Raw genomic sequence first — 26,975 nt, forward strand, 5'->3', positions numbered from 1 at the left:
CGACTAACAGAATCGTTGCTTCAGCAGAGCGAGCTACGTGTTTCCGGAGTGGGTACTCTACATCCATTGTCTATTCTATTTTTCAGCTCTTTACTTGTCCTCTTATTCTATCCCTCTTTCGGCAGAGTGACAAAAGAGGGCTATTTATGGGGTGAGGATCGGCGATCGCGATCGCCGATCCCCTAAGAGTTCTAGAATCGAGTCAAGACCAGAGTTTTCCCTGAGTGACAAAAGAGGAATCTTACTTTACTTTCTCGATCCGAGATCCAGAGGTTGGAGGTAAGCCGGGTTTTAATTCTTCCGGTAGGCTCGATACAACTCCCCATTGGCGAACGAGTTTGTTAAGGAAAGCTTCTTGCTCTTCTCGAAAGTCTTCGTAGTAGCTGCCCCCATTAAACATAGCAAACCAAACGACCCCTTTTTGAGCGGTGGGCAAGGCTCCACCCAGGGTACTGACGGCGTAGAGGCTGCCTGATTTGACGACGGCAAATTTGGGTAAAGGGCGTGACGTTAAGATGCCTTCGTCTTCTCCGACAATAGCAACTACATCACCGATAGTCATTTGATGGGGTTGTAAAAGTTTTTGAATCCCTAAGAATAGGCCGATCGCCGCTCGTGGGGACATTTGGTTTTCTTCCCCTAATCCCGATCCATTAATGAGTTTAATCTCGGCTGGGGGGACACCGGCAAGAGTGGCCGCTTTTTGGGCGACGGTTCCTGCACTTCCCACCATGCCAGCGAACATTTCTGCCATGGGATTATTGCTGTATTGGTTCATTTTTTTCAGCAATTCGGCGACGGGAAGGGAGGAATAACGCACAAGGGGTTTAACGTTAGCGGGTGTTGTAGTTGTTGTCTTGATCAAGCCACCCGTACTCAGTTCCGGTTGCGGGGTATTGTCAGGTAGGGTTTCATATTGCAGATAGGCTCGATCCGGCCACAGTTGCACGTTTAAGCCTTGACGCAATAGAGCGCCAGAGGTTTTAGGGTTCTCTTCGTAGTTCATGTAAAAGGAACCAACAATGACTAAATCCCCCGTCACTTGTTTGATCCCCATGTCCATTAAGGCATTACCGAGGGCGATCGCATCTTCCCAGACAAAGAAGGGATCGCGATCGCCAATAATCACTAAATCCCCATTAATCACTCCATTCTCTAGGGTTCCGGTATAGCCAATTTGAGTAACAAATTGATGTTTCGGGCCAAACGTGTCTAATACGGCTAATGTGGTGGCGATTTTGGTTAGAGAGGCGGCGGGTAATAACGTTGTCCCTTGATAATTCGCTAATAGGGTATCTCCAGACTGCATCCATACCCCTTGATTGGCTTTAGGATATCCCTTATTCGCCATGGTATCTAGAGTTTCCTGCACTTGAGCATTCACCTGGGGATCGGGATTTTCTGGAGCAGCTAGTTGGGTAGTAGGTTTCGCCGCAGGGGTAGGACTGGGGGAGGGAGTTGGTGTGGGAGTCGCCACTTCTGGAGTGGTGGGAACCTCCGGTTGAGAAATATCGGGGGGCGGTGCAGGTGGCAGAAAAGAATCTTCCTCTTCACACCCGATCAGTCCGAAAGCGGCGATCGCCGGTAAAATCACCCCAACACCCAAACGAGAAATGACACGCAACATCATAATTACTGCCTGTTCCTAATCTGCTTTTAAAAGTTACCACAGTGCGAATAGGGGATAGGGTAGGCAGGAGAAGAAGCGATATTATTCAAGTGCGACAACTCTTTCCCTGTCCACCCTACGATGATTTACTGGGTTTTCCTATTCCCTATTCCCTATTCCCTTTCCCAGCGCCCAGCACTACTCAAACGTTACCACAGTGCGAATTGAACTGCCTTTATGCATCAACTCAAATCCCTCATTAATCTGCTCAATTGGCAACACATGGGTAATTAAATCATCAATATTAATCTTCCCTTCCATATACCAATCCACAATTTTTGGGACATCCGTTCGTCCCCTTGCCCCTCCAAACGCCGTTCCTTTCCAAACCCGTCCCGTCACCAACTGAAACGGGCGAGTCTTAATTTCTTGTCCAGCTCCCGCTACACCAACAATCGTCGAAACGCCCCATCCCTTATGACAAGATTCCAACGCTTGGCGCATCACCTCCACATTGCCAATACATTCAAACGTATAATCTGCACCGCCTTTCGTTAAATCCACCAAATAAGGGACTAAATCTCCTTCCACCTCCTGGGGATTGACAAAATCCGTCATGCCAAATTTTTCCGCCAAAGCTCGTTTTTTGGGATTCAGATCAACGCCTATAATGCGATCGGCTCCCACCATTTTTGCCCCTTGAATTACATTTAAGCCAATCCCCCCTAAGCCAAACACAATGACCTTAGAACCCGGTTCTACTTTTGCCGTATTAATCACGGCTCCAATTCCCGTTGTTACCCCGCAACCGATATAGCAAACCTTATCAAACGGGGCATCTTCGCGAATTTTGGCTACGGAAATTTCTGGGACAACGGTATAATTAGAAAAGGTTGAAGTGCCCATATAGTGATGGAGTATCTCGCCATTAAACGCAAACCGACTACTTCCATCGGGCATCACGCCCCGTCCTTGGGTAGTACGGATCGCTTGGCACAAGTTTGTTTTTAGACTGAGGCAATATTCACACTGGCGACATTCCGGAACATACAGAGGAATCACATGATCGCCGGGTTTGACACTGGTGACCCCTGGGCCAACTTCTACCACGACACCTGCGCCTTCATGACCCAGGATAGCGGGAAAAAGTCCTTCTGGATCGGCCCCAGAAAGGGTATAGGCATCCGTGTGGCAAATACCTGTCGCTTTAATTTCAATTAATACTTCTCCAGCTTCCGGAGGTTGCAGACTGACGGTTTCAATGCTCAGGGGTTGATTAGGGGCAAAGGCAATAGCAGCTTTGGTTTCCATGGTTGAGGATGGCGATCGACTTAGAGGGAGATCATACCTTATCACGCTATGTATAGCAGGGCAAAGAATAGTTAGGACATTTTCTATTGCCGATTGCTATTCGTGCCTATTGCCTATTATTAATGGTTGGCGGCAACTGGATGTCGAGGAATAATGGCTTCAGGTTCTATGGAGGTGAGGCTTTCTTCTAGAGGCAAAACACGGACAGTTTGATGATAGACGTTGACTTGATAAACTTGTTGGTTTGTCCAGTCTAGGGCGGTTAACCATCCACTACGGCGATGGTAGGCTCCCGTGTCGATATCTAACCAGCCTTGTCCTTGGACAATTTGACCGGGTAACACACCAGGGAAGGTAAAGGTAATGGTGTGGCCGGTGATAATGGTTTTATCGGGGAAGTAGGGAGTGGGAATGCAGTGAAATTGATCGCGAATCCAACAGAGTTCATATTCGGTTTGCTCGTCGATGGGTAAATCGGGATGAACTCCAGCATGGACAAGCCAGACATCGCCGAGGTCGAGGTATAGGGGAAGGTTGCTAATCCATTGCAGATGCTCCAGAAGGAGTTGGGCATCTTGATAACTACTCAGAGTAGCTTGTCCGCCACTATAGAGCCATGCTTGGAGGGCGGGATAATGGATTTTGCCGTCTGGAAAACTGTCGATCAGTAGTTGTTCGTGGTTGCCTCGAATGCAGGGATAACCACTATCACGAACGAAGTTAACGGTTTCTGCGCTTTTTGGCCCGCGATCGATCAGGTCTCCTAAGAAGTATAAGTCATCGCTCTCTCCAGGGGCGATCGCCTCCAGAAGATGCATTAAGCCATCATAATTCCCATGGACATCACCAATAAAAACTCGTCGTCCTGTTGCTCCTATCATTGCTTTGTATTCCCTGTGTGCTAATCAAGTCGGTTCCGTACTGATACCCTTTCTCTTTAACCTTGCCCTTAATCGATCCTTGGGAGGCAAGTTGCTCTAGGCCAATTTTTAAGGTGCATCATCATAGAGAATAGGGTATGAGGAATCCAGGGTAAGTTGCCACAAGCTTCCTCAACACCCAGTTAGCTTTGCCGATCTACTTTAAGATCTGAGCTATTTTGGTGTCCCTACAGTGTACTGACAAAGTTTAGTCCTGGACAACTGTTCTGGGTTTATTGAGTCAAAGCTTTAATAAAGCGTTCGAGTTCACCGAAAATCCCCCCTCGCCGTTTCTGAGTCGGGGTGGCTTCTTCCGTATTTTCTCCAGTCGTTGCTCGGATTAAAATCCGATCTAGGGCTTCGCCTACAGGTTTTTGCGGTTGTTCGGCAATTTGAGTATAACTACCGTCTGCGGTTTCGAGCCAAACTTGCCAGGGATGGGGATGGCAGCGATAGAGGGCTGCGCCTTCTAGGGGACGGATGTAATAACAGGAGTAGATTTGGCTTAAGAGTCTCTCGCGCAGTTGACGAGCCGTATAACCAATACCGACAACAGCGACATCTTCGAGTTTCGGGATTAAAAGAATGATGGGACGATCGCCGGCTAAGTTCACCAGACGCTCGACTTGCCCGACTTCTACGGATGAGGGGTTAACAACTAGAAAGCTCTCGTCTTCGGGGTCTATTTTATTATCGATGGGCGATCGGCTACTGCCTAAATCCGTGACTTTAAAGGGAGTTTCACCCCAGTCTCGACGGGCTAGAGCTGCCGCTCCGGTATCTGGAAAGAAGATTTTTGGTTGTCCCCCAAACTCTTGCAAAATGGGGATAAAGTCTTGGGCGAGCTTCTGCGCTTCTAGGGCAATTTCGGGAAAGACTAACTCTACTTGAATTAAGCGTCTTCCATCTTCGAGGGCTTGCAACGTTGCTGCTTTCGCTTGGGAGATCGCCTCATCTAGAGTTTGGGGTAATGCAGTCATGGGTGGTTTGTATTTCTGGGGTTTCCAGTTATTCATTATTCATGATCCGTGGCGAGATCGCCTAACAAGCGCTCCAGATAAGCCTGTCGCCACTGTTCCCGTTGCTGTTGCGTTTGCTCATCGGGTTGATAGGCTTCAATGTCTTCCAGGGAAAGGATACCTTTTTCCTGGGCTAATCGTTCGAGGGTATCGAGGCGATCGTGCAAGACAGAAACCTCACTGGCTAATGTCATAATCATCGTTAATAACCGATCTACTTTGGCGTTATCTAAATAAACGGGGCGTTTTCCCTTGGCTTTCTTCACTCTGGTTATCCTCAAATTTTCACATCATTTTATCGGGAATTGGTAATGGGAAAAATTGGAATTATTCTAGCAACGTATAACCCCAATATGGAGTATTTGCGCAAACAAATTGAGTCTTTGCAGGGGCAAACTTGGCAAGATTGGATGTGTCATGTGGTTGACGATCGCTCATCTGAAGCGTGTCAAAGCCAGATTCAAGCAACGATCGCCGGCGATCGCCGTTTTCACTTCCATTCCTACTCGGAAAATGTGGGATCTTATCATAACTTTGAGCGGGGATTAGAATTATGTGTAGGAGATCAACGGTTGGAGGCGATCGCCTGTTGCGATCAAGATGATATTTGGTTACCGGATAAACTGGAGCGTCAATGGCACGCTTTAGAGTCCCAATCCGCCCTTTTAGTCCATTCTGACCTAGAGCTAATCGACGCGCAAGACGACACTCGTCATGGTTCCGCGTGGGAATTTGAACAGCGATCGCCCCAAAATCTCACCCCCCAACTGCTGCTGCTGCGCAACACCTTAACCGGATGTACGATGATGTTTCGCCCCCAACTGCTCTCTCTCGTGCTGCCATTTCCATCCCGAAAGGGCGGCGATTGGTATCATGATTGGTGGATAGCGCTCATTGCTTCCCATCAGGGGAAAATTGCCCATATTTCTACCCCCTTGGTGCGATATCGCATTCATGACACAAACACCGTGGGAGTGGTGGAAAATGCCGGAACTCTTTCCCAAGAAGTAATGACTGGATTGCAGAAAGCTGAAAAACTTAGAGGAAGAAGCTATATCACCCATTGCAACTTGAACCATGCACTGTGCGATCGCCTCAACCTGAATCCCCAAGATGTAGGAAACAACCCCTTTGGCGATCGCCTCCTCAATTTTGGTTTACCAATCCTACAGCTAGGTTGGCGCAGTTGGCAAGCAGGCTATGGTTCCCAGGGAATAGCCCTCCGGGTTTTTGTTCATAAATGCCGCAAAGATGTTAAAAGATTATTAGACCTCTTGCATAAGTAGGTAGAAAATAAATAGCAATGGAGTAATCCTATATTTTTATCCCTATTCCCTATTCCCTATTCCCTGACTTCTGCAAGAAGTCTATTAAGTAAGCGTTGGCATAGCCTGCCTAAGGACTCTCAATAACCGGTTTATGGTCGATTACCTCATTATAGGAGCGCAAAAAAGCGGGACAACTTCCCTCTATCATCATCTCATTGAACATCCAGGGATCAGTCCAGCGACGGAAAAAGAACTCCATTTCTTTAGCTTACACTTCGATCGCCCAGTTTCCTGGTATGAGTCGCAGTTTCCCCAACCGGGAATCAAAGGGGAAGCGAGTCCCTATTATCTCTATCATCCCTGTGTTCCCCAACGGGTTCACCAATGTTATCCGGATGTGAAGTTGATTGTGCTGTTGCGCGATCCGGTAAAACGGGCGATTTCCCATTATTATCATGAGCTGCGGTGGGGATTTGAAGCGTTGGGATTAGAAGCAGCGATCGCCAGCGAACCCCAGCGACTGCAAACAGAAGTGGAAAAAATCCAAGCCAACCCCTTTTACCATAGCTTTAACCATCGCCATTACAGTTATTTAGAGCGAGGTATATACATCGATCAACTGCTCCGTTGGCAGCACTACTTTCCTCCAGAACAATTCCTGATTTTACTTGCAGAAGACTTTTATGCTCATCCCCAGGCGATCGCCAATCGAGTCTATGAATTTCTCCAATTACCGCCCCATACCTTAGCCGACACTCCCATTTATGATGCTGGAGATTACCCCAACGTTTCTCCCCAACTGTATCAACAGCTTACCGACTATTTTACCCCTCACAACCAACGTTTATCTGTTTATCTTCATCAACCCTTACCTTGGACTATGACTAAACCATCCAGCCCCATTGATTATGAAGGCGCTTGGGATAACTACGCCCAAAATTGGACATCTACCGATCCCCAATATCAGCATGTTGGCGATGAGTGGATCGGAAAACAAGCAGGAGCCGCATCTTCCCTATCTGAATACGAGCAGTTAATCGAAACCCATTTAATCGCACCTTATATCGAATCTGGCGATCGCGTCCTAGAAATTGGTATTGGTGGAGGTAAAACCGCTGCCCTATTATTGAACTATTGTCAAGAGTTAGTTTGTGCTGATATTTCCGCCCAAATGCTCAAAGCCACTCAAGAAAGATTAGGAACTGAACGTACATCCTACATCAAACTCAATGGACTCACCCTAGAAAGCATTAAACCGGCAAGTATCGATGTGTGTTTCTGTTACGATACCATGGTTCATATCGAACCGCGAGATATTTATAATTATCTAGTCCAAATCCCCCCACTTTTGCGCGGTAGACGACTCTGTTTATTCCACCATAGTAACATCCTCTCCCCTCTCGGATGGGAAAAATTCCTCAATGACTACCCCTATAATCTCCTTGGAAAACGAGATGGAACTGCCTTCTCCATTATGACCAATGAAATCATGGAAAAATTCCTCACCACCTTGGGCTATGAAATCTTAGAACAAAATACGGAATTAGTGCCCAGAGATTGTATTTGGATCTGTCGCGCTCCTGAACAAAATTAAATTTTCATCTGTCCAATGGTTCATTAAAATCCATGAAAATCCTATTTTTACACCCCAATTTTCCTGCCCAATTCCGCCATTTAGCCAACGTCTTTGGCAGCAACCCCAACAATCAAGTCGTTTTCATTACCAAAAATGAACGCCCAGAATGGGTGATTCCTGGAGTGCGAAAAGTTCTGTTTAATCCCAGTCGGGAACCAAGAGCGGAAACCCATCACTATGTCCGCCCTTTTGAAAGTGCCGTTTTGTATGGTCAAAGTGTGTATCGAGTCGCGGAGAAACTGAGAGCAGAGGGGTTTATTCCCGATATTATGTATGGCCATTCTGGATGGGGACCAACCTTATTTTTGAAAGAAGTTTTCCCCGAATCTCCCCTTCTGTGCTATTACGAATGGTTTTATCACGCCAGGGGAACCGATGCTGATTTTGACCCCTCAGAACCCCTTTCGGCTGATGATTTATGTCGAATTCGGGTTAAAAACGCTGGGATTTTACAAGACTTATATAACTGTGATTGGGGAGTATGTCCGACCCAGTGGCAAAAGTCCCAATTTCCACCAGAATTTCAAAGCAAGTTATCCGTAATTTTCGATGGCATCGATACAGATTATTTTAAGCCCAATCCAGGCGCAAAAATGAAATTTACCGGTGAAGGATACAGTAAAAATATCGAGCCACTCGATTTATCGGGAGTCGATGAAATTGTCACCTATGCCACTAGGGGAATGGAACCCTATCGCGGCTTTCCTCAGTTCATGGAATCCATTGTTTATCTTCAGGAAAAGCGCCCCAATTGTCATGTGGTGATTGTGGGAGAAGACCGGGTGTGTTACGGTAAATCTTTACCCGATGGCAAAACCTATAAACAGGCGATGTTAGAGCGCTTAAACTTGGATATGTCACGGGTACATTTTACCGGTCCTCTTCCCTATGGACTCTATTTACAAGTCCTACAAGCCTCGACTGTGCGAGTCTATTTAACTCGACCGTTTGTATTATCTTGGTCGATGGTGGAATCCTTAGCTACAGGATGTTTAATCGTGGGTTCGGATACTGCTCCGGTACGGGAAATGATCCGGGATGGAGAGAATGGTTTATTAGTGGATTTCTTCTCACCGAAAGAGATTACTCAACGGGTAGGTGAGGCTTTAGATAATCCCGATCGAATGGCTCCTTTGCGTGAAAAGGCGAGGGAATTAATTGTGGAGCAATATGCACTCAAGGATTTGTTACCTAAGCATGTTCAAATTGTGGAAAATATCGCCAAGGGAAATCTGCCGAATGCGGATGGAGATGGGTTTACCCCCCAGATGAAGGCGTATATGCAAAATGGCAGTGCGAAGGAGTCGAAGGGTAAGAAGAAGAAGAAATCTAAGGGGTTTGCTCTGCCTTAATCAATTAAAAATTAAAAATTAAAAATTGAGGGTCACATCGTAGGGGGGCAGGGAAAGAGAGGTAGAACTTGAATAATATCGCTTATCTTCCTGCCCACCCTGGACAAACTTTGGTGTTAGGCTTGAGACGCTATATTACAAACCAAACGGCTCTAATTATTCATTATCCATGGTTAATTATTTATTGCGATGAACGCACGCGAGGTTTTAGCGAAATATGCCGCAGGAGAGCGCAACTTCCAGGGAGAGAACCTGCGAGGACAGTCCTTTAAGGGTAAGAACTTGACGGGAGCAGACTTGAGTGGTGCAGATATTCGCGGAACCGACTTTACGGGAGCCAACTTAACGGGGGTAAAGTTCTGCGGAGCGAAAACAGGACTTCAGAAACGGCTTATGGCATTGAATCTCATGATTGCTTTCGTCATATCTATATTGTCTGGTTTTCTGACTTGGTGGCCGGCTGTATTTGTAGCTCTAATCTTCGATACAGGTAATTTGGAGAATCAGGTCGGTGGTTGGATTTCACTAACCATTCTGGTTATTCTCTACATTGTTATACTTCGCAAAGGGGTTTTAACTGGCCTTAGCGCAGGAGCAGGAGGAGTTGCAGTTGCAGGAGCAGTCTCAGGAGGAATCGCAGTTGCAGGAGCAGTCGTAGTTGGAGGAGCAATCGCAGGAGCAGTTGCAGGAGCAGTTGTGGGAGCAGAAGCAGTCACTATCGCACTCGCAGGAGCAGGAGGAGTTGCAGTGGCAGTTGCAGGAGCAGAAGCAATCGAACTTGCAGGAGCAGGAGCGGTCGCAGGATCAGTTGCGGGAGTAGAAGCAGTCACTGTCGCACTCGCAGGAGCAGAAGCGGCTACAGTTGCAATCGGACTCGCAGGAGCAATTGCAGTCACTGTCACTGGCTTGAACCTCTACATTGCCTGGCGAGCGATGAAAGGCTATCCCAGTGATGCCTGGATACGTTCATTTGCCGTTGCCTTTGCTGCGTGGGGAGGCACGAGCTTTCGCCGGGCAACTTTAACGGATGGAGACTTTACCGGAGCTAGGCTGAAACATTGCGATTTCCGTCAGGCTCACCTGGTTCGTACCCACTTCAAAAACGCCGAAAAACTTGACCTCTCACGTCCGGGACAAACAATACTCGCCCATACCACCGTGCGAAATCTGCTCATTAACCCAGCAAGTGGCTATAAACTCGACCTCTGCCAAGCTAATCTCCGAGGAGCCTTCCTAGCTGGAGCGAACTTAGAGAGTGCTAACCTGAAACAAGCTGACCTCAGTGAAGCTGACCTCAGTGGTGCTAATCTGAAAAACGCTAACCTGACCGAATCAAACGCCATCGGTACCAACTTCACCCACGCCTATCTTACAGGTGCTTGTCTGGAAGCCTGGAACATCGAACCGACAACCATTTTCAAAGACGTAGACTGCCAATACATCTATCTCCGAGACCACCCCGACCCACGCTATAGAGGTGAACGCCGTCCCCATGACGATGACGAAACCTATCAACCGGGAGACTTTGAGCGCATCTATACCCAACTCATGCACACCGTCGAGATTCTGCTGCGAGACGGGATGAACCGAGAAGCTTTTGCCACTGCTTTTCAGAGAGTGATGGCAGAAAACCCCCATATCACCTGGGAGTCCATCCAGTCTATCGAGAAGAAAGGAAAAGATGTACTGGTTACGGTCGAAGTGCCTCTAGAGACGGACAAAGCAGAATTGGAAAAGACGTTTAAGGCCAGTTACGATAAAAAACTAGCGGCTCACAAAGCTAAAATGAAGTCTCTCAAGCGGGAAAACAAAATCCTGGAGCGTGATAAAGAAAAGATGTACGATTTATTGTTAGCTCGATCGAGTCAACCCTTTACACTTGAGATGAAGAGTAGTCTAGAGAGTCAAACTATGGTAGAGAAACAGGACTTTCATGCCCCCGTGGGTAGTGTGAATAATCAGGGACAGCAAACCAATGTCGCAGGAGTCAATCAAGGAATTCAGAGTAATACGAACCAAGAGCGCGACTTGGTAGAAGCGGCTCAAGAAATTCAAGCACTCTTGCAACAGCTTCAAGGCTCCCATCCCGTATTGACCACCGTAGAGCAGATGACCGTAGCCACAGAAGCGATTAAAACCATTGAAGGTAATCCGAATCTCAAGCAACGAGCGATTAATGCTGCAAAGGGTGGACTGATGGAAGGACTCAAGCAAACACCGGTAGGGGTCATTGTGGCAGGAATTATTGAGGGTTGGATGAAGGACGCATGAATTCAGAAATGGGAGGGAAAGATACACATGGGCACATAGCCATCTTCTGAAGTAAACCCACCCTTTTCGTTATAAAATTAAGGTTCTGCTTACTGTAGTTTGTTATGAATCATCCCTCTCCTGCTGAATTTTCCACTGGTGATCGCCTGGGTGCTTTGTCTGCTGAAGAAACCGATGCTTTTTTGCAAAGCGTGCAAGCGCAAATGGTTGCTGAAGAGTTTGATGATGGCGATCGCCAAGTTTTGCAACAGATGGTAGAATGCTTGGGCGATTCTAGGGGGATGGTGCGCCTCAGTTTTGCGGAAACCATAGGGAAAATTGGGACACCTGCCACCCCGGTGTTATTGGAAGCTCTGCAACATCATACCAATCCTGTCGTGCGACGAGCAGCAGCGAAAACCTTAACCTTAATTGCCGATCCGACAGCGGTTCCCACGCTGGTTCAAGCCCTGCTCAATGATGATGATATGGTGGTTAAAGGCTCTTCTGTGGGGGCTTTAGCCAGAACCGGAGAAGTCGCAGTTCCGGCTCTACTCGATATTCTCTCCAATCCCAATCATCCAGAAAATTATAAGGGATTAGTGGGTTGGGCATTGGCCTTTATTGGTTCGGAAGCCAAGGATTTGGTGTATGAACAAATGTATTCTGAGTCCCCAGAAGTGCGAGCAGCAGTGATAGAAGTGATTGTGCAAGTGGCTCAAGAAAATCCCGGAAACTGCGATCGCGAACTTGAGTTATTATTACAATCTTTAAATGATGCTGCCTCTATCGTGCGCTGTGAAGCCGCAACCGCGTTAGGCAATTTGAAATATACCCAAGGTATTCCTCCGCTTTTAGAGCTACTCCAGCATTCAGAGGCAGAAAGTCGCAAAAGCGCGGCTCTATCCTTAATGAAAATCGGCGATCGAACGGTGATATCATCCCTACAAACTGCTTTAACTCAGGAGAATGAATCCTCTGTAGGGCAAGTGATTAAACTGGCGATTACGAAACTCGAAAATAGCACCCCAGAAGATGATGATTGGGACGAGGAGTAAGGAGGAATGGGCTAAGAGTAACTTACCTTACCCCTCAACACGAGATTATCGTAGGTTGCATCGGCGATCGCCTCTTGCCTCTGAATCCCTGTTGTTGACACTGCCTGCTCTAAAGACGCGTGGATTCTTGGTGCAACGAATCCACAGGGTTTTCAGCATGTTTCTTATAACAATAGGTTGAGAAATCCATTCCAGCCGAAGAATATAGCCATACCTAGACCAATAGTAAACAAGAGGTTCTGAGTCGTTGTGGCAATCAGAACAGCGGCGATCGCCCCCACTAAGCGAGCATTCATCCAACTCATATCTAGCCCACCATCACTCATTAACACTTCTGGCACCACAATCGCAGTCAACACCACAGGCGGGACATAGCGCAAGGCATTCAATAATGAGGGGGACAGAGTGATATGGCGACTCGTCCCAAAGATGACATAGCGAATTGAGAATGTGGCGATCGCCATTCCCGCAATCATAAGTTCTTCATGGATCATAGCTGCTTACTCCCACAGAGTACAGTTCGATTGAATTTCATAGATTCGGTCTGGGTTTGAGAATCCGTTCGCTGAGGACACCAGCAGTAATTCCAGCGATCGCCGCTACGATCAGCCCCAGTTTGTGAGGTAAAGGATAGGCAAGCAGAGCAACCATCCCGGAAACGAGGGTGGAGATCGCCATGGGCTTCGTTTTGACATAGGGCACAATCATGCCGATGAAGGTAACGGACATGGCAAAATCGAGTCCCCAATTCGCGGCATTGGGTAGAGTCTGACCGATCGTAATGCCAAGCAGCGTGGACAATTGCCAACTGACATACATCGTCACTGATGCTCCCAAAAAGTACCAGTGCTTCATCGAAGCACCATCAACCTGTTCGTAACGTCGAATGGCAATGGCAAATGACTCATCTGTGAGAAAAAAGCCCAGAGTCGCCTGCCAGCGTTGGGGCAGGGATTGGAGGTAGGGAAGGAGGCTAACACCGTACAGCAAATGCCGAAGATTGACAATAAAGGTAGTCAATACAATCAGCAGCCAGCCCGTCCCCGCCGCCATCAGACCTACGGCAATGAACTGGGACGATCCCGCATATACAAAGGCTGACATTGCCAACGTGCCGCCAATGGATAGGCCATTGCTGGTGGCCAACGTACCAAAGATAATGCCAAAGGGAATCGCCCCAATAATTAGCGGCAAGATATCCCGCGCCCCAGTCCAGAATTCAGCCTGGGGAGACAGAATTCGCCTCTTTGAGTGAGAACCTTCTTGAAGTTGGATCATTGAGGATAGCCAGTAGACTTGATGATGGCTAGCCTATCAGGATTAATTCCGGTTAATCTTGTACGTTTTTGCAGCCCCGGACATACTGTCCTGGAGTGAGTCCCACTATTTTCTTGAAGTGGCGGTGAAGATGGCTCTGATCGGTAAAGCCGGTTTCCAACGCGGTATTGATAATTGACCAGCCTGCTGCGAGTAACCGTTTAGCTTGGTAAACTCGCACTTGGTTGAGATAGGTGTGGGGTGGCAATCCGACCTGTTTGCGGAAGGTGCGCAAGAGTCGCAATGGAGTTAGATCCACCAGATTAGCCAGTTCTTCGAGGGAAATATTTGCATGGTAGTTGGTATTTAAATACTCGCGCACCCGTTCAACGGTTGAATGTTCTTGACCGATTGGTTTGACCCAGGAGCGATCGCTCGCATGGGCATTAATCAGTTGCGCCATGCCCCACAGAAAGCGGGATTCCCGTTCCAAGGGGGATGGCATGGCTTCGAGACTGCGATGAAGTTGGAGAAGTAAGCGATTGAGGTGTTTGTCGTGAATGAGGGGTGAGGCAAAATAGGGAATTCCCTTGGGGCGCTCGGCCAATTCAGTTGCGGCTTGCTGGAGCCAATCGGCAGCGGGCAAGAGGGTGCGATAAGTCCATCCTGTTTCCAAGACTGCCCCCCCTGTATGAATCGCCCCCGGTTGGGTCACCACCACGCTCCCGGGTGGAGCAATGTAGGTCTCGCCTTCATATTCAAACTCCATTGCCCCAGATTCGACAATGGCAATGCCAAAGCCTTCGTGAGCATGGCGCGAGAAGGAATAGGTAATGTAGGTGGCGTGCAGCATTTCCAGATCGTTGAGGACTGGATCGCGCCAAAATTTGACCTGTTCGGTTGTGGATATCTGATGCGCCATATCGGATAAGCCTCTGGTTCATAACCCTGACGGGGAATATTTCCCAGTCTAATGGATGAGTTGCGATCGCTGTCTTGGACGTTTTTGCAGGCAGTAGGGGTTTGTTATGCTGCTTGGTCTTGGGGCGATCGCCCCATCTCTTGACTCCCTGTCAAGAAGTCGTTAGTCCAGCAAGAATGAATTCAACCGCCGTTTCAGTTTGCTGTTTAACCATTTCAGCACTGAGGAGTGCTTTCTCGGTATTGAGATACTTCAAGTTTTCATAGGCATCAAAGTAGAAAGAACAAACCCCTAAGATATTAATGGCGGTTAGAAATGGATCGACCGGTCGAAATTGCCCTTCCGCAATTCCTCGCTCCAAGATCTGAACAATGGATTGAAACCCGGCTTCCCAACCCGTCTGTTCGCCGTAGCGTCCTTGATTCTGAATGGCTTCTTGAAACCAGAGCATTCCATGCCAACGATGACTCACTTCAAACTCGATATAGTTTCGCACAACCGTTTCTAATGCCTGTTCAGGGGATAATCTCTCTAAATCAATCGATTGAAAAGCCTGGTTAATTTCATCAACCAGCTCCTGCAAGACGGATTGATACAAGGTTTCTTTGTTTTTAAAGTAGTAGCAGAGCATCGCCTTGGTTACTCCACTGCGAGTTGCGATCGCTTCCGTCCTTGCGCCAGATAAACCATACTGTGCAAATTCTTCAATCGCGGCGGCCAGAATATTAGCTTTTGTAACTTCTGGATTACGCCTTTGTTTCTCTTTCTTGGCAGTCGGGTCAAATGGCTTGGACACGATCTAGAGCATTTTCGTAAACAGACTACTCTATCGAGCCTAAACCTTATTTTCCCTCAGCAGCACTTGACAGGCTAACTAAATGAGTGTTTAACTAACTGGACATCAAAGATGTTAGCAGGTTACCCTCATCAACCCATCTAACTCCTTCCACTACCTCTAGTTTTGGGAACAACCGCCTTAGATCATCCGTATCTTCCCAATGAGTTGTCACCTTGTTGGATTTGAGTACACCAGCTTGCGCAAGTAAAAACGCACCTGTACACACTGATGCAACGATTGATGCTTTATTTGCCTGTAGCGATATCCATTCTATAACGTGAGTCTTCCTCATCTCACGAATGTGTACACCCCCAACCACGATCAGAACATCAATCGAAGGGTGATTTGAGAAGCCAAAGTTGGGCAGCACCATATAACCACCCCTAGCTTTGATTGGCTCATTCGACTCTGCTACTAAAAACACATTGAAAAGATCGACTTCCTCACTAAGCCTAGCAGCCGTAGAAAATACCTCGAACGGATCAGAGAAATCTAATACTTCTGCTTCTTCATAGATATATATCCCGATATTCATTTGATACTCTCTTTACTCATAACGGCAGCGTTGTGCGGCGGCAGGCAGCCTTAAATACTCACCGACAACCTATGTTCTATCCTGCACCAACGCAGTGTTAGGCTGCTAGTATACACTAAAATTTTAGGTAAATTTAAGCTGTTTTTCAACTGAATCTTATCCGCATGACTTGTCTCAATCGAGTAAAAAATTTAGCCTCTCTCGATCGCTGGGCGAACAGAGTGGGCGATCTGCTAGGGTTGTAGAGTTGCAGGTTGATCTTGGGCGCGATCGCTTTCTCGGTCAATAATCATCCGCTCAATGTTTTCCCTCAGAAGCACTTGACAGCACAACTAAACAGACGTTTAACTAACTAAACACCTGTTTAACTTACGTTCCTTCATTATGCAACCAATTCTTCCTGGTGCGCCTTGGCTAATCGCGCACAAGTCCATGCTGGGTATCAATCGCCCATATAAAGTCACCTTGAATGCCCAAGATTATGTCCTTTGGCAGAATCCCTCTGGAGAAGTATTCGCTCTCAATAACATTTGTCCGCATATGCAAGCCCCTTTATCCAATGGCTGGATTTGTGAGCAGCACAATACGATAGCCTGTCCATTTCATGCTATAGAATTCGACGGATCGGGTCACTTGTGGCGAGAAGGTCAGTTGAGTCAAGCGCCATTGGCTGACCCCTTAGAGTTAATTGTTGATGGCGATTTGATCTGGACTTACGGTGGATTTGAGCCTCGGTTCCCTGTTCCTGAGTTGCACCGACAGGTCGCCTCTGAGTACGAATTTCTAGGCGTAACAGCCCAGAGAAGCATTCAAAGTGATTTTTTGAGTAGTCTGATGATTAACTACGATCACGATCATCAAAATGGCACCCATCGAGAATTTTTTAAAGTTAAATCCTGTCAGTCGAAATTCGTAACTAAAGAGGGCATCTATGCCAAGGTTTCGCAAACTGTGGAGAAAGCTGATTATACACCAGAGGAAATTGCCGCCAATCCTGCCCTAGGAGCTATTCCAGAAATTATGCATAATTTTCTAGAATATGTGTTTCCATCAACACAGTTCTTTTGCTTAGTTTCCCCTGATGTTCAAACTTATCAAGGTCATATTCTTTATCCGGAAACAGAGACGACAACCAAAACATTTATTTTGCTCTATGCAAAATTCAGCGATCCCGCACTGAAATCGGTCATGCAAGAGTCCTTACTCAATATGGCTTCAATTGTGGTGCAACAAGACGTTAAATGTCTTGAAAGTTTATATCCACGGCAAAAAGCTAAAATTCATCTGCCTAATGAAGAAATTATGTTCTACGCAGAAGACCTTTATCAACACTGGGACTCGATGCTTACACTCTGATGTTTTAAGTATTGTAAAGTTGGCCTAGCTCCTTCTATTGCTGCATTAATCCAATCACTATGAGTTTCTGAATTCACTTCTGCTGCTCTTCTATTGATTGTTTTTTCTATTATTGAATCAATCACAGTATTTTCACCATCAAAATATTCAACTTCCACAAATACCTGAGCAAAAAATATAGCATTACCTCGTTCGCTTATTATTTTCGCCAACTTGTATTCACCAATCATAGTACTTACCTCTGTCTAAAACATTTCAATTCCTAGAAATATCCTATTCTAACGTTACACCACTGGCGAAAAAAGTTTACGCCTTACTCATGCCCAGTTGCTCGCTGTCCCCTGGTAATGGGATAATCAACTGCATAAACTCTTTATCCCTGCTCTTAAGTTAATGATGGATTGTATTCACGTCTCCAATATTCGCTGTTATGGATATATTGGCTACTTACCGGAAGAAAAAATACTGGGACAATGGTTTACAGTTGAGCTGTCCCTGTGGTTAGATTTATCGGTATCTGGAGCGAGTGATGATCTCGATGATACGTTCAATTATTGTGAAGCGATTGAGATCGTTAAAGGAATTGTGAGTAGCAATAAATTTGACTTAATCGAGAAATTGGCGACGGCGATCGCCGATGAACTTCTAAACCGGGAAAACCAACCCCACCAACGCCCTCCCGTACAAAAAGTTGGTGTACGCGTGATTAAATCTCCTCCCATACCCGACTTTAGCGGCCAAGTCACGGTTGACATTACTCGCACGAATCCCCAATTTGCCTAATTCCAGTCAACAGAGCAGATTGATTATCTTCAATTCGCTTGAGGCCCCCCGCCTTTTGCAAGAAACTGTTACATTAGTTTATAGGCAAATGAGATTGACAATACACTACAGTAGTAGACTCTTGTTCAATCTGATTTGCAAAAGCGGCTCCAACCTAAAAGGCTAGAAGTTGTCGCGGTGAACTGTACGGAGGTCTAACGTGAATAACCCGTCGAATCAAAATCCTGAATTATTTCAGGGCGACACTGACAATAACTTATTATGGGACTATGTTCAATCCTTGAGTCCGGAAACCGTGGCTCAACTCTCTAAACCTACCTCTTCGGAAGTTTTCCAAGTCATGGAAAACAACATCATGGGACTTCTGGGCCATCTCCCATCAGAACAGTTTGGGGTTACCGTAACAACCAACCGAGAAAACCTAGGTCGCCTCTTAGCCTCTGCCATGATCAGTGGCTATTTTTTGCGTAATGCCGAACAGCGTATGATGTTTGAAAATACTTGGTCAGCCTCTGAATCCCACGCAAGTGAGATGGAGTAAAGTTTACTGAAGTCAAGTTTCCAGTAAGTTCAGGTGTCTTCATTATCTAAATCACTACAAACTCCTTGGAAGTCGCCTGAACCGGCTGTTCTTGAGGATCTCCGGACTTCTTTGCTGCGCTGGTATGGTGATGCGGGTCGGGTCTTGCCTTGGCGAAAAGAACGAGACCCTTACCCCATCTGGATTTCTGAGATCATGCTCCAGCAAACCCAAGTGAAGACGGTTTTACCCTATTACGATCGCTGGTTGCACGCTTTTCCCACCCTAGAAACCTTAGCTCAAGCTAATCTGCAACAGGTGCTGAAACTCTGGGAGGGACTCGGTTATTATAGCCGGGCGCGAAATTTATATCGAGCAGCCCAGCAAGTCATGGAAGAGCATCAGGGCATTTTTCCCCAACAGCTAGAAGCGGTTTTAAGTCTACCAGGTATTGGCCGGACAACGGCTGGCGGCATTCTCAGCGCTGCCTTTAATCAGCCCATTTCCATTTTAGATGGTAATGTTAAACGCATTTTGGCTAGACTAATAACGCTACCGAAGCCCCCAGGGAAATCCCAGAAACAGCTTTGGGCATTATCTGATGCTATTGTAGATCGGGATCGTCCGAGAGACTTTAATCAAGCTCTGATGGACTTAGGGGCAACCCTTTGTACTCCGAAAGTGCCAAAGTGCGATCGCTGTCCTTGGAATTCCCATTGTCTCGCCCATCAAACCGGAACCCCTACCCATTGGCCCATGCGTGAAACTCCCCCTGTTCGGCCCCACAAAAACATCGGTGTTGCCGTCATCTGGAACGATCGAGGACAACTGCTCATTGACCGTCGTTTAGACAAAGGATTACTTGGGGGTTTGTGGGAATTCCCAGGTGGCAAGCTCGAACCGGGCGAAACGCTTCCAGAATGTATTAAACGGGAAATTCAAGAAGAATTAGCGATCGAGATAGAAGTGGGCGATCGTCTAATTACCATTGACCATGCCTATACCCATTTTCGGGTCACCTTAAATGTTTATAATTGTCGCTACGGTTCGGGTACGCCTCAAGCGATAGAATGCCAAGAAATTCGTTGGGTTACCTTAGAAGAATTAGACCAATTTCCCTTTCCCAAAGCTAATCTGAAAATTATTGAAGCCCTACGCGAGCAGGGAATAGGGTATAGGCAATAGCTTGTATAGCTAACTTTCTGCCCCAGTCTCAAAAATCGTGACACAATACGGTATAGTTTCAACCTTTGTCTACTCTTCCCTGCTCTCTATGGCTGATTCAACCCGTCGTAAATCTAAACCTATTGTCCTCACATCCCATCCTCGCAGCAGTGGGGCAAAACCGATCGCCATTGATTGGGGCAATTCCGATCCGATTGCCAGAGGACCAGTAATTGCTACATTAACCAATCCTGCTCACCGAAATGTGATAGGAACCCATTCCGGTTCCTATGCCATTTATCGTGCCCTAGCGGTTGCTCGTCAAGCGCTGAATCCAGAACATCGAGCGGATCTAACCAATACGGCACCCGTGGCAGACATTGGTCCCCATCCCAGTTGGACCGATCCGGATAAAATTGTTTCTCTAGACCCCTTTGGCGCTCGTGTGGGTGACATTTATACGCAATTCTACGAACAAGGAATCGATATTCGGCCAACAATCGCCATTACCCAAGCCCATATCAATATGCCCGAACTTCAAGAAGCCGTCAGTAAGGGACGGTTGCACGTTGATGGCCAGATCTTAAAGGAAGGTGGGGATTTAGTCGTGGTCAAAGCAGCGATCGAACCAGTGTGGTATTTACCGGGAATCGCCAAACGCATTGGGGTAGAAGAAATGGATTTGCGTCATGCCCTGTTTGAACAGACGGGGGGCATGTTTCCGGAGTTGGTGACGCGGCCAGATTTGGTGTTATACTTGCCCCCCATCGGTGGTTCAACGGTGTATTTGATTGGCGATTTAAGGGCAATTGCGGATCGAGATCGCCCCATCGCTGTTCGCGTCCATGATGAGTGCAATGGTTCTGATGTCTTTGGCTCCGATATTTGCACCTGTCGTCCCTATCTTGCCCATGGGATTGAGGTCTGTATTCGGACTGCCCAAGAAGGGGGCTTAGGGGTAATTGTCTATTTCCGGAAGGAAGGTCGTGCCCTGGGTGAAGTCACTAAGTTTCTCGTCTATAATGCTCGCAAACGTCAGGAAGGAGGCGATCGAGCAACAGCCTATTTTGAGCGCACCGAATGTGTAGCGGGAGTTCAAGATATGCGCTTTCAGGAATTTATGCCCGATGTCTTGCATTGGTTAGGCTTAACCCGCATTGACCGGTTGGTGTCCATGAGTAACCTGAAATATGATGCGATTACCAATTCAGGAATTGAAGTCATTGAGCGCGTTCCTATTCCTCCTGAGTTAATTCCCAAAGATGCACAAGTTGAGATTACGGCCAAGCGGGCGGCTGGATATTATGCACCCGAGGAAGTTCCCGATCTAGCAATGCTAGAAGAAACATTAGGTCGGGGGTTAGAGGGATAGGGATTAATTCCCATCCGTTAGCATAAATGACCGATTCAACGAACTGGGTAGGATGCGGCGTTGAAGTAACCTGAGTTCGGGATAAGAGAATTTGACCACTGATTTAATGATGGCATGGGAATTGAGAGCAATTATAGAATCAGGATTTCAGCTTATCCAGAACCCAGGCGATCATAACAAACGAGATTACATTAGCAAGCCTCAAACTGAGGATTACGCAAAATGGGTATGAATTGTCCCCATTCCCAGTCACTATCAGGTGCAGATTCTTCTCGGATTAGTTTTTCTGCCCAGTTAGGAGACTCTGATTTATATTCACCGTCCCAAGCTTCATGGGTAGAAGAAGAAGGAGAGGAATTTCGGGTTTTAAGGATGTTGTCCATAGTTGGCTGCTTCAGTACTCAGGTAGATGCCGACTTTTTCTCAGTCAGTTCACTTAATCTCTTGCTTTTAATCTTTCAGAAAAAACATGAGCTTAAGATTTAATTATTAGGATAATCGTTTTTTTTTCTGTCTGACAAGGATCAATGCCTCATCTTGGCCGAATCTTTGCAATTTCATGGATTCTACGGAAGTTTGGTCGAAAACCCCAAAATCTACAGAGGTTTCGATAATTTTCGATCGGTTTTGATAGCAGATTTTCTAATTTTGTGAGAAAGGTGAGATCGACTATATGCGTGTTATTGAGGAGGTAGGATTGGGTATTTTCCTATATAAACCTCTGATCTTTTGTGCATTTAAACTGTGCCATAGCTCAAAAGTTGCCTATGCTAGACGAAATTGCTCGGTCAAGTCGCCGAAGGTTTTGCATAGATCCAACTATGAATGGGCAATATAGCGCTACGCGCTAGGGAACAGGCAATAGTAGACTGTGAAAGACATCCGTTACAACAGGAATTGGAGTAACATGGGAGCCAATTGATTAATAACGCCCAGAAACCCTCCCCGTCGTTTGCCTTTTTTACTTTCCTCGATCGCCTTTTCCGTCACGTCAATAAATTCTTGAGAGATTTCGGAGCCTTCCTCATTGCCTTGGGTTTCAAAAATAGTACGGGCGACTGTCCAATCGGCGATCGCCCCACTGCCATCTCCAAGTTGCAAGCGACTTACCCCACGCCCTAAATAAGCGGGAGCGAAATTGGGATCGATCTGTAGGGCTAAACTATGTTTTTCCAGCGCTCCTTGATGATTTCCAGAACGAGCATCGACAAACGCTAACCGATAATAATCTTCTGGACTCAGAACTCCACCCGGAAATTCAAGCACTCCATTCAGAATCGCTGTATTAATAATAGCTCCTTCAATTTGGGCATTGGCCATATATGACCCACTCAAATTCGCGCCAGCCAAATTTGCGCCAGTCAGGTCAGCATAGGATAAATCTGTGCCCATTAAATTGGCTCCAGCTAAATTGGCTCCGGCTAAATTGGCGCGTCGCAGATCTGCCTTATATAAGAGCGCTCCGGTCAGATCTGCACCACTCAAATTCGCTCCACTTAAATCTGCGTTATCCAGATTGGCAAAACTTAAATCGGCTCCTGTTAAGTCGGCATTCTCTAACTGAGCCATACTTAACCCTGACTCGCTCAGGTTACACATCGGACATTGCTTAGAAGAGAGGAGTTGTCTGAGATGTTCTAAATCTTCTGCTGCCACAGGAGCGGCTAAAGTGAAACCCAGAACTATAAGTGCGGTGGAGATTGCTTTATTCATACCCAAGTGCCATAGCCATCTGTTCTATCTTAAGGGCAGATGGGGAGATAGGGTAGGGAATGGGAGGATTGCCGATTCCCTCATTCCCCCATTCCCTATTCCCTAGCCATTACCCGTTGTTTAGAGTTTTGCGCCACATTCGGGACAGAAGTGGTTACTGGGGCCGTTTTTGGCTCCACAACTGGTGCAATAGAGTAACTCTAAAGACTGTTCCTTCTTGGGTGTTGGTAAGCCGAGCATTTGGGAATTGCCCTTACCCGGAGCCACCATGGGATAACAGTTTTCGTCGCGGGTGACATGGGCATCAAGAACTACAGGGCCATCATAGGTAAGCATTTCGGCGATCGCCCCTTCGAGCTGATCTCGGTTATCAATCCTCATGCCTTTAATGCCATAAGCATCTGCCAGCTTCACAAAATCGGGCATTCCCACTTCCATATTGGTAGCAGAATAGCGCTCACCATAGAACGTTTCTTGCCACTGACGTACCATACCTTGCCAAGCATTATTGACGATCGCCACTTTGACATTAATGCCATATTGGGCGATCGTTCCCAGTTCCTGAATATTCATCTGGATACTGGCATCTCCAGCAATACAAATCACCTGTTCATCCGGCAGAGCCACCTTAGCTCCCATCGCTGCGGGCACGCCAAAGCCCATGGTTCCCAAGCCACCACTGGAAATCCATTGCCGAGGGCCATTTTCCAGGAATTGCGCTCCCCACATTTGGTGTTGTCCCACATCGGTCGTGTAAAACGCATCAGGCGCTTGTTGGCCAATGGCATAAATGACCTCTTGGGGAGAGAGCTGCCCTTCCGGACGAGGAATCACCAAAGGATAGTCGGTGCGCCAGCGATTAATCCGCTCTAACCACAGAGTGGTTTTAGTCGGTTGACCTGATAGACCCATTTGATGACAGCGAGTCAGTAGATCGATCAACACTTGGCGCACATCACCAACAATTGGAACTTCTGGGGTGCGGTTTTTACCCACTTCTGCTGGGTCAATATCAATATGGATTACTTGAGCGCGGGCGGCAAACTCATCTAATTTTCCGGTTACTCGGTCATCGAAGCGGGCCCCAACAGCGATTAACAGGTCGCATTCACTAACGGCAAAGTTAGCATAGGCGGTACCATGCATTCCCAACATCCCCACCGATAGGGGGTGTTTTTCATCAAAGGCTCCTTTACCCATAAACGTGGTAGTCAAGGGAATTTGGAACAGTTCAGCCAGTTCTTTGAGTTCCGCATGGGCCCCAGAAGCGATCGCCCCACCCCCAACGTAGAGTAGGGGACGTTCAGCTTCTTGCATTAAGGCGATCGCCTGATTAATTTGTCGAGGATTACCCTTAATAGTGGGTCGATAGCCAGGTAACTTAATCGTTCCGGGTTCTACGGGTACATAATCACATTCTTCTGTACCCACATCCTTGGGAATATCAATCAAAACCGGTCCCGGCCGTCCTGTACTAGCAATATGAAAAGCCTCAGCCACAATTCGAGCCATATCTTGGGCATGACGAACGACATAGGAATGCTTCACCACCGGCAGGGTAATACCGTAAATATCCGTTTCTTGGAATGCATCTGTACCAATGGCTGCCCGAGTCACCTGTCCGGTAATAACGACCATCGGAATCGAGTCCATTTGAGCTGTAGCGATACCCGTAACTAAGTTCGTTGCTCCAGGGCCAGAGGTTCCAAAACATACGCCCACTTTACCCGTAGCGCGGGCATAAGCATCTGCTGCATGGGAGGCCCCTTGTTCATGTCTGACTAAGAAATGTTTCAGTTCTCCATTGGCTTCGCAGCGATACAATTCATCATAAATCGGTAGAATTGCTCCCCCTGGATAACCAAAAATGTGCTTGACTCCGTGCCGTTTTAAGCTATCCATAAGGGCATATGCGCCCGTTCTTCGAGTAGCTATTACCGTTGTGGCTTGCATAGGTCTTCTCCTTCAGTTTACTTGCCTGATTAAATCGCTTTTGAATTGTATCGCTTCTATTTTCCAAAAATCCACACAATTTAACGCATATTTTAGAGTCTTTTTAATTCTTAAAATTTTAGCGCGACTTGCTGGTAATCGGGAGTCGGCAGTTGGGAGTTGGGAATTCATCCAATCCCCAGGTCTGGAGGGTCTCCGTCTACCACCATTGTGTACTCCTACTGTCTACTCCCCAGGACATAGTCTCCTAATTGAGCGTGAGCCACTTTTGTCCATTCAAACGGGTAATGACCCCAAAGACCAACAGACCCAGAGTAATTTTCCGTTCGTCAATCAAGAAGGGTTCCAGGGTGCTGGGTTTTGCACCATTCTGAGAATAGGAAAAGGCTCGTTGTCCTTTAATGTCTTCTTTAAAAAAGTAAACATTAAATTGGTGTTGACCATTTTTCCAGGTTCCAATCACTTGCCAACAGGAAGGTTCTTTTTCCATTCCTTGCACCGCTATTTGGGCTTGGGTAAAGTTGAGTTTCAGATCCGTAATGCCCTGCTTTTCTAAGCCCGCTTCTAGGGCAGGTAGATAATCCTCTTGAATAAATTCGGCAAAGGGTTTCTTTTCTGGAGCTGGGGGTTTTTCTTTTTTAGGTGCTGTGGTTTGTTCGTCTGCCATGGTTGAAGTCTGTAGAAACGGTTGATCTTCCTCATGATATAGCGCTTTGCGCTGGGAATGGGGAATAGGGAATGGACGATCTGTGTGTCTGCGTGTCCCTGTCACCCTATCTTCCTATCTCCCCGTGTCTGTGGGTTACAGTCGTACTGATGACAAGTTTGCCCTTGGATTATTTGTGCGCAGGGTTTTCAGCTTTTCGTAACACTCCCGTTCAGTTTTACTGAGCGTCTTGGGAACGGCAATCGCAATTTTCACCAACTGATCTCCACGACTACCTTTCGGATTAGGCCATCCCTTACCTCGCAAACGCAAGGATTGACCATGGCGAATGCCAGCCGGAATACTCATTTGCACCCGTCCATCAGGAGTAGGCACTTCAATACTGGCTCCTAAAACTGCTTCTTCCGGAGAAATGGGTAGCTCACAAACTAAATTATCCCCCTCAAACTCAAAAAAATTATGGGATTGCAAGGAAACTGTTAGATACAAATCTGCCCGTTGCTGAGTTTGTGGATTAATACTCCCTTTTCCTCGCACCCGAATCCGAGTACCAGGTTTTGCTCCGGGAGGGATACGCACCTCAATTACTTCTGAGCCTAAATTAATCCGTTTTTGCACCCCATGAAAGGCTTCTGCCAACGACAGGACAATAGAAGCTTCTTGGGGAACTGTACTGGTTTTTGGCGCAGAGCCATAACTGGCAAAATCCTCAAATCCACCAAACCCTGTAGAGCGTCCAGTACTGCGATAATTATAGGATGTTTTGCGCCCTGCACTTGCTCCAGGGCTTCCTGTTCCCATCCGTCCCAGGAGTTCATTAATAAAGTCATCAAAGGTTGTATATTGACTAAAATCAAAGCCATTAAAATCGACACCAGGAGCCGTACCCCGTCCGTAACCGGATGATGTACCCGCTTGCTTCCAATATTGGCCAAACTGGTCGTATTTTTTGCGCTTTTCTGGATCGGATAAGACCTCGTAAGCCTCGTTAACCTCCTTAAACCGAGCTTCTGCTCGCTGATTTCCAGGATTCATATCCGGGTGGTATTTCCGGGCTAGACGACGGAAACTCTTCTTAATTTCATCCGCATTTGCACTGCGACTAACCTCCAACACCGAATAGTAGTCCTTAAAATCAGTAGCCACCATCATATGCTCCTTAACGCTCTTAAGTCTTTAGTTTAATGGTTTATATAGCAATACCAGCTTAAGGGTATCAAAGGTTAAGTCTGGCTCGTAGTTCGGTTGCGATCGCAATTTCCGAACCCCATGACAGTCCAGAAAGCGATTGCCCTCGCCTGATTCAATGGAGGGACACGGGGACATGGAGATGATACCCCTCTTTTGTCACTCTGCCGAATCAAGATAGGAATTAAGATAAGGGATTTAGGCTGAAGAAAAAAAGTATTGAAATTGATTGACACGGTGTAGCAATGGGCGAAGTGATGAGAGTAATTGCCAATCTGGGAAAA

26 protein-coding genes and 1 pseudogene are annotated in these 26,975 nt (G+C 46.8%); 11 read left to right on the top strand and 16 right to left on the bottom strand.

Annotated elements, in window-relative coordinates; genetic code table 11:
• The coding region (locus J7545_RS09215; RefSeq protein ID WP_318719487.1) for a hypothetical protein at positions 1-186 on the top strand (186 nt) is incomplete at its 5' end.
• Between the two features lie 55 nt (positions 187-241).
• On the opposite strand, the gene J7545_RS09220 is transcribed toward J7545_RS09215, so the two are convergent.
• The 5 genes from J7545_RS09220 to J7545_RS09240 all read right to left on the bottom strand — a co-directional run bounded on the left by J7545_RS09220 (position 242) and on the right by J7545_RS09240 (position 5,125).
• Positions 242-1,630, bottom strand: a complete 1,389-nt coding sequence (locus J7545_RS09220; protein WP_318698550.1) for a D-alanyl-D-alanine carboxypeptidase — start codon at positions 1,628-1,630, stop codon at positions 242-244.
• A 177-nt stretch (positions 1,631-1,807) separates the two neighbouring features.
• Positions 1,808-2,920: an S-(hydroxymethyl)glutathione dehydrogenase/class III alcohol dehydrogenase gene (locus J7545_RS09225; RefSeq protein ID WP_318698551.1), complete on the bottom strand. Its 1,113-nt coding sequence runs from the start codon at positions 2,918-2,920 to the stop codon at positions 1,808-1,810.
• Between the two features lie 119 nt (positions 2,921-3,039).
• Positions 3,040-3,801, bottom strand: coding sequence for a metallophosphoesterase family protein (locus tag J7545_RS09230; RefSeq protein ID WP_318719488.1), 762 nt, complete (start codon positions 3,799-3,801; stop codon positions 3,040-3,042).
• 272 nt (positions 3,802-4,073) lie between these two features.
• Positions 4,074-4,820 (bottom strand): DUF1995 family protein, encoded by a 747-nt coding sequence (locus J7545_RS09235; protein WP_318719489.1) that lies wholly within the window; start codon positions 4,818-4,820, stop codon positions 4,074-4,076.
• A 35-nt stretch (positions 4,821-4,855) separates the two neighbouring features.
• On the bottom strand, positions 4,856-5,125 hold the full coding sequence (locus J7545_RS09240) for a hypothetical protein (RefSeq protein WP_318719490.1): 270 nt from the start codon (positions 5,123-5,125) through the stop codon (positions 4,856-4,858).
• Between the two features lie 45 nt (positions 5,126-5,170).
• On the opposite strand from J7545_RS09240, the gene J7545_RS09245 reads away from it, so the two are divergent.
• The 5 genes from J7545_RS09245 (at position 5,171) to J7545_RS09265 (ending at position 12,423) form a co-directional block, all read left to right on the top strand.
• The gene (locus tag J7545_RS09245) at positions 5,171-6,145 is read left to right on the top strand and encodes a glycosyltransferase family 2 protein (RefSeq protein ID WP_318719491.1); all 975 of its coding nucleotides are present in this window, start codon (positions 5,171-5,173) and stop codon (positions 6,143-6,145) included.
• Between the two features lie 133 nt (positions 6,146-6,278).
• Complete coding sequence (locus tag J7545_RS09250) at positions 6,279-7,721, top strand: sulfotransferase (protein ID WP_318698556.1); 1,443 nt, start codon at positions 6,279-6,281, stop codon at positions 7,719-7,721.
• A gap of 32 nt (positions 7,722-7,753) precedes the next feature.
• Positions 7,754-9,115 (top strand): glycosyltransferase family 4 protein, encoded by a 1,362-nt coding sequence (locus tag J7545_RS09255; RefSeq protein ID WP_318698557.1) that lies wholly within the window; start codon positions 7,754-7,756, stop codon positions 9,113-9,115.
• Positions 9,116-9,304: 189 nt separating this feature from the next.
• On the top strand, positions 9,305-11,386 hold the full coding sequence (locus tag J7545_RS09260; RefSeq protein WP_318698558.1) for a pentapeptide repeat-containing protein: 2,082 nt from the start codon (positions 9,305-9,307) through the stop codon (positions 11,384-11,386).
• 104 nt (positions 11,387-11,490) lie between these two features.
• Positions 11,491-12,423 (top strand): HEAT repeat domain-containing protein, encoded by a 933-nt coding sequence (locus J7545_RS09265; protein ID WP_318698559.1) that lies wholly within the window; start codon positions 11,491-11,493, stop codon positions 12,421-12,423.
• A gap of 164 nt (positions 12,424-12,587) precedes the next feature.
• Here J7545_RS09265 and J7545_RS09270 read toward each other — a convergent pair whose 3' ends face one another.
• From J7545_RS09270 to J7545_RS09290, 5 genes and pseudogenes are all read right to left on the bottom strand, one after another.
• Positions 12,588-12,917 (bottom strand): AzlD domain-containing protein, encoded by a 330-nt coding sequence (locus J7545_RS09270; protein ID WP_318698560.1) that lies wholly within the window; start codon positions 12,915-12,917, stop codon positions 12,588-12,590.
• A 37-nt stretch (positions 12,918-12,954) separates the two neighbouring features.
• Complete coding sequence (locus J7545_RS09275) at positions 12,955-13,659, bottom strand: AzlC family ABC transporter permease (protein ID WP_413038689.1); 705 nt, start codon at positions 13,657-13,659, stop codon at positions 12,955-12,957.
• Positions 13,660-13,753: 94 nt separating this feature from the next.
• A complete protein-coding gene (locus J7545_RS09280; protein WP_318698562.1) occupies positions 13,754-14,602 on the bottom strand; it encodes an AraC family transcriptional regulator in 849 nt (282 codons plus the stop codon).
• A 151-nt stretch (positions 14,603-14,753) separates the two neighbouring features.
• Entirely contained in the window at positions 14,754-15,401 is a 648-nt protein-coding gene (locus tag J7545_RS09285) for a TetR family transcriptional regulator (protein ID WP_413038690.1), read from the bottom strand.
• 106 nt (positions 15,402-15,507) lie between these two features.
• Positions 15,508-15,975: pseudogene (locus J7545_RS09290) on the bottom strand (DJ-1/PfpI family protein); the annotation flags it as partial.
• A gap of 384 nt (positions 15,976-16,359) precedes the next feature.
• On the opposite strand from J7545_RS09290, the gene J7545_RS09295 reads away from it, so the two are divergent.
• On the top strand, positions 16,360-17,331 hold the full coding sequence (locus tag J7545_RS09295; RefSeq protein ID WP_318698565.1) for a Rieske 2Fe-2S domain-containing protein: 972 nt from the start codon (positions 16,360-16,362) through the stop codon (positions 17,329-17,331).
• Here J7545_RS09295 and J7545_RS09300 read toward each other — a convergent pair.
• Complete coding sequence (locus J7545_RS09300) at positions 17,301-17,561, bottom strand: hypothetical protein (RefSeq protein WP_318698566.1); 261 nt, start codon at positions 17,559-17,561, stop codon at positions 17,301-17,303. The genes J7545_RS09295 and J7545_RS09300 overlap by 31 nt on opposite strands.
• A gap of 166 nt (positions 17,562-17,727) precedes the next feature.
• Between J7545_RS09300 and folB the strand changes: the two genes are divergently transcribed.
• The 4 genes from folB to J7545_RS09320 all read left to right on the top strand — a co-directional run bounded on the left by folB (position 17,728) and on the right by J7545_RS09320 (position 21,170).
• A complete protein-coding gene (folB, locus tag J7545_RS09305) occupies positions 17,728-18,114 on the top strand; it encodes a dihydroneopterin aldolase (protein WP_413038691.1) in 387 nt (128 codons plus the stop codon).
• Between the two features lie 199 nt (positions 18,115-18,313).
• Complete coding sequence (locus J7545_RS09310; RefSeq protein WP_318698568.1) at positions 18,314-18,655, top strand: DUF760 domain-containing protein; 342 nt, start codon at positions 18,314-18,316, stop codon at positions 18,653-18,655.
• A 33-nt stretch (positions 18,656-18,688) separates the two neighbouring features.
• Positions 18,689-19,819: an A/G-specific adenine glycosylase gene (gene mutY / locus J7545_RS09315; protein ID WP_318698569.1), complete on the top strand. Its 1,131-nt coding sequence runs from the start codon at positions 18,689-18,691 to the stop codon at positions 19,817-19,819.
• 88 nt (positions 19,820-19,907) lie between these two features.
• Positions 19,908-21,170 (top strand): GTP cyclohydrolase II, encoded by a 1,263-nt coding sequence (locus J7545_RS09320; RefSeq protein ID WP_318698570.1) that lies wholly within the window; start codon positions 19,908-19,910, stop codon positions 21,168-21,170.
• Between the two features lie 191 nt (positions 21,171-21,361).
• On the opposite strand, the gene J7545_RS09325 is transcribed toward J7545_RS09320, so the two are convergent.
• The 5 genes from J7545_RS09325 to J7545_RS09345 form a co-directional block, all read right to left on the bottom strand.
• The gene (locus J7545_RS09325; protein ID WP_318698571.1) at positions 21,362-21,553 is read right to left on the bottom strand and encodes a hypothetical protein; all 192 of its coding nucleotides are present in this window, start codon (positions 21,551-21,553) and stop codon (positions 21,362-21,364) included.
• 502 nt (positions 21,554-22,055) lie between these two features.
• Positions 22,056-22,883 (bottom strand): pentapeptide repeat-containing protein, encoded by an 828-nt coding sequence (locus J7545_RS09330; protein WP_318698572.1) that lies wholly within the window; start codon positions 22,881-22,883, stop codon positions 22,056-22,058.
• 120 nt (positions 22,884-23,003) lie between these two features.
• Entirely contained in the window at positions 23,004-24,836 is a 1,833-nt protein-coding gene (ilvB, locus tag J7545_RS09335; protein ID WP_318698573.1) for a biosynthetic-type acetolactate synthase large subunit, read from the bottom strand.
• A 247-nt stretch (positions 24,837-25,083) separates the two neighbouring features.
• The gene (locus J7545_RS09340; RefSeq protein ID WP_318698574.1) at positions 25,084-25,503 is read right to left on the bottom strand and encodes a DUF2996 domain-containing protein; all 420 of its coding nucleotides are present in this window, start codon (positions 25,501-25,503) and stop codon (positions 25,084-25,086) included.
• A 135-nt stretch (positions 25,504-25,638) separates the two neighbouring features.
• Entirely contained in the window at positions 25,639-26,652 is a 1,014-nt protein-coding gene (locus J7545_RS09345) for a DnaJ C-terminal domain-containing protein (protein WP_318698575.1), read from the bottom strand.
• Between the last annotated feature and the right edge of the window lie 323 nt (positions 26,653-26,975).

The sequence above is a fragment of the Roseofilum sp. SBFL genome (assembly GCF_017746885.1).
Lineage (GTDB): Bacteria > Cyanobacteriota > Cyanobacteriia > Cyanobacteriales > Desertifilaceae > Roseofilum.

Bases quoted from the DNA above. Each gene is read 5' to 3' on its own strand.
- J7545_RS09220 (WP_318698550.1), bottom strand. From the start codon at position 1,630: ATGATGTTGCGTGTCATTTCTCGTTTGGGTGTTGGGGTGATTTTACCG.
- ilvB (WP_318698573.1), bottom strand. From the start codon at position 24,836: ATGCAAGCCACAACGGTAATAGCTACTCGAAGAACGGGCGCATATGCC.
- J7545_RS09265 (WP_318698559.1), top strand. From the start codon at position 11,491: ATGAATCATCCCTCTCCTGCTGAATTTTCCACTGGTGATCGCCTGGGT.
- J7545_RS09330 (WP_318698572.1), bottom strand. From the start codon at position 22,883: ATGAATAAAGCAATCTCCACCGCACTTATAGTTCTGGGTTTCACTTTA.
- folB (WP_413038691.1), top strand. From the start codon at position 17,728: ATGGATTGTATTCACGTCTCCAATATTCGCTGTTATGGATATATTGGC.
- J7545_RS09230 (WP_318719488.1), bottom strand. From the start codon at position 3,801: ATGATAGGAGCAACAGGACGACGAGTTTTTATTGGTGATGTCCATGGG.
- J7545_RS09280 (WP_318698562.1), bottom strand. From the start codon at position 14,602: ATGGCGCATCAGATATCCACAACCGAACAGGTCAAATTTTGGCGCGAT.
- J7545_RS09295 (WP_318698565.1), top strand. From the start codon at position 16,360: ATGCAACCAATTCTTCCTGGTGCGCCTTGGCTAATCGCGCACAAGTCC.
- J7545_RS09245 (WP_318719491.1), top strand. From the start codon at position 5,171: ATGGGAAAAATTGGAATTATTCTAGCAACGTATAACCCCAATATGGAG.
- J7545_RS09235 (WP_318719489.1), bottom strand. From the start codon at position 4,820: ATGACTGCATTACCCCAAACTCTAGATGAGGCGATCTCCCAAGCGAAA.
- J7545_RS09345 (WP_318698575.1), bottom strand. From the start codon at position 26,652: ATGGTGGCTACTGATTTTAAGGACTACTATTCGGTGTTGGAGGTTAGT.
- J7545_RS09255 (WP_318698557.1), top strand. From the start codon at position 7,754: ATGAAAATCCTATTTTTACACCCCAATTTTCCTGCCCAATTCCGCCAT.
- J7545_RS09325 (WP_318698571.1), bottom strand. From the start codon at position 21,553: ATGGACAACATCCTTAAAACCCGAAATTCCTCTCCTTCTTCTTCTACC.
- J7545_RS09340 (WP_318698574.1), bottom strand. From the start codon at position 25,503: ATGGCAGACGAACAAACCACAGCACCTAAAAAAGAAAAACCCCCAGCT.
- J7545_RS09300 (WP_318698566.1), bottom strand. From the start codon at position 17,561: ATGATTGGTGAATACAAGTTGGCGAAAATAATAAGCGAACGAGGTAAT.
- J7545_RS09270 (WP_318698560.1), bottom strand. From the start codon at position 12,917: ATGATCCATGAAGAACTTATGATTGCGGGAATGGCGATCGCCACATTC.
- J7545_RS09225 (WP_318698551.1), bottom strand. From the start codon at position 2,920: ATGGAAACCAAAGCTGCTATTGCCTTTGCCCCTAATCAACCCCTGAGC.
- J7545_RS09250 (WP_318698556.1), top strand. From the start codon at position 6,279: ATGGTCGATTACCTCATTATAGGAGCGCAAAAAAGCGGGACAACTTCC.
- J7545_RS09260 (WP_318698558.1), top strand. From the start codon at position 9,305: ATGAACGCACGCGAGGTTTTAGCGAAATATGCCGCAGGAGAGCGCAAC.
- J7545_RS09320 (WP_318698570.1), top strand. From the start codon at position 19,908: ATGGCTGATTCAACCCGTCGTAAATCTAAACCTATTGTCCTCACATCC.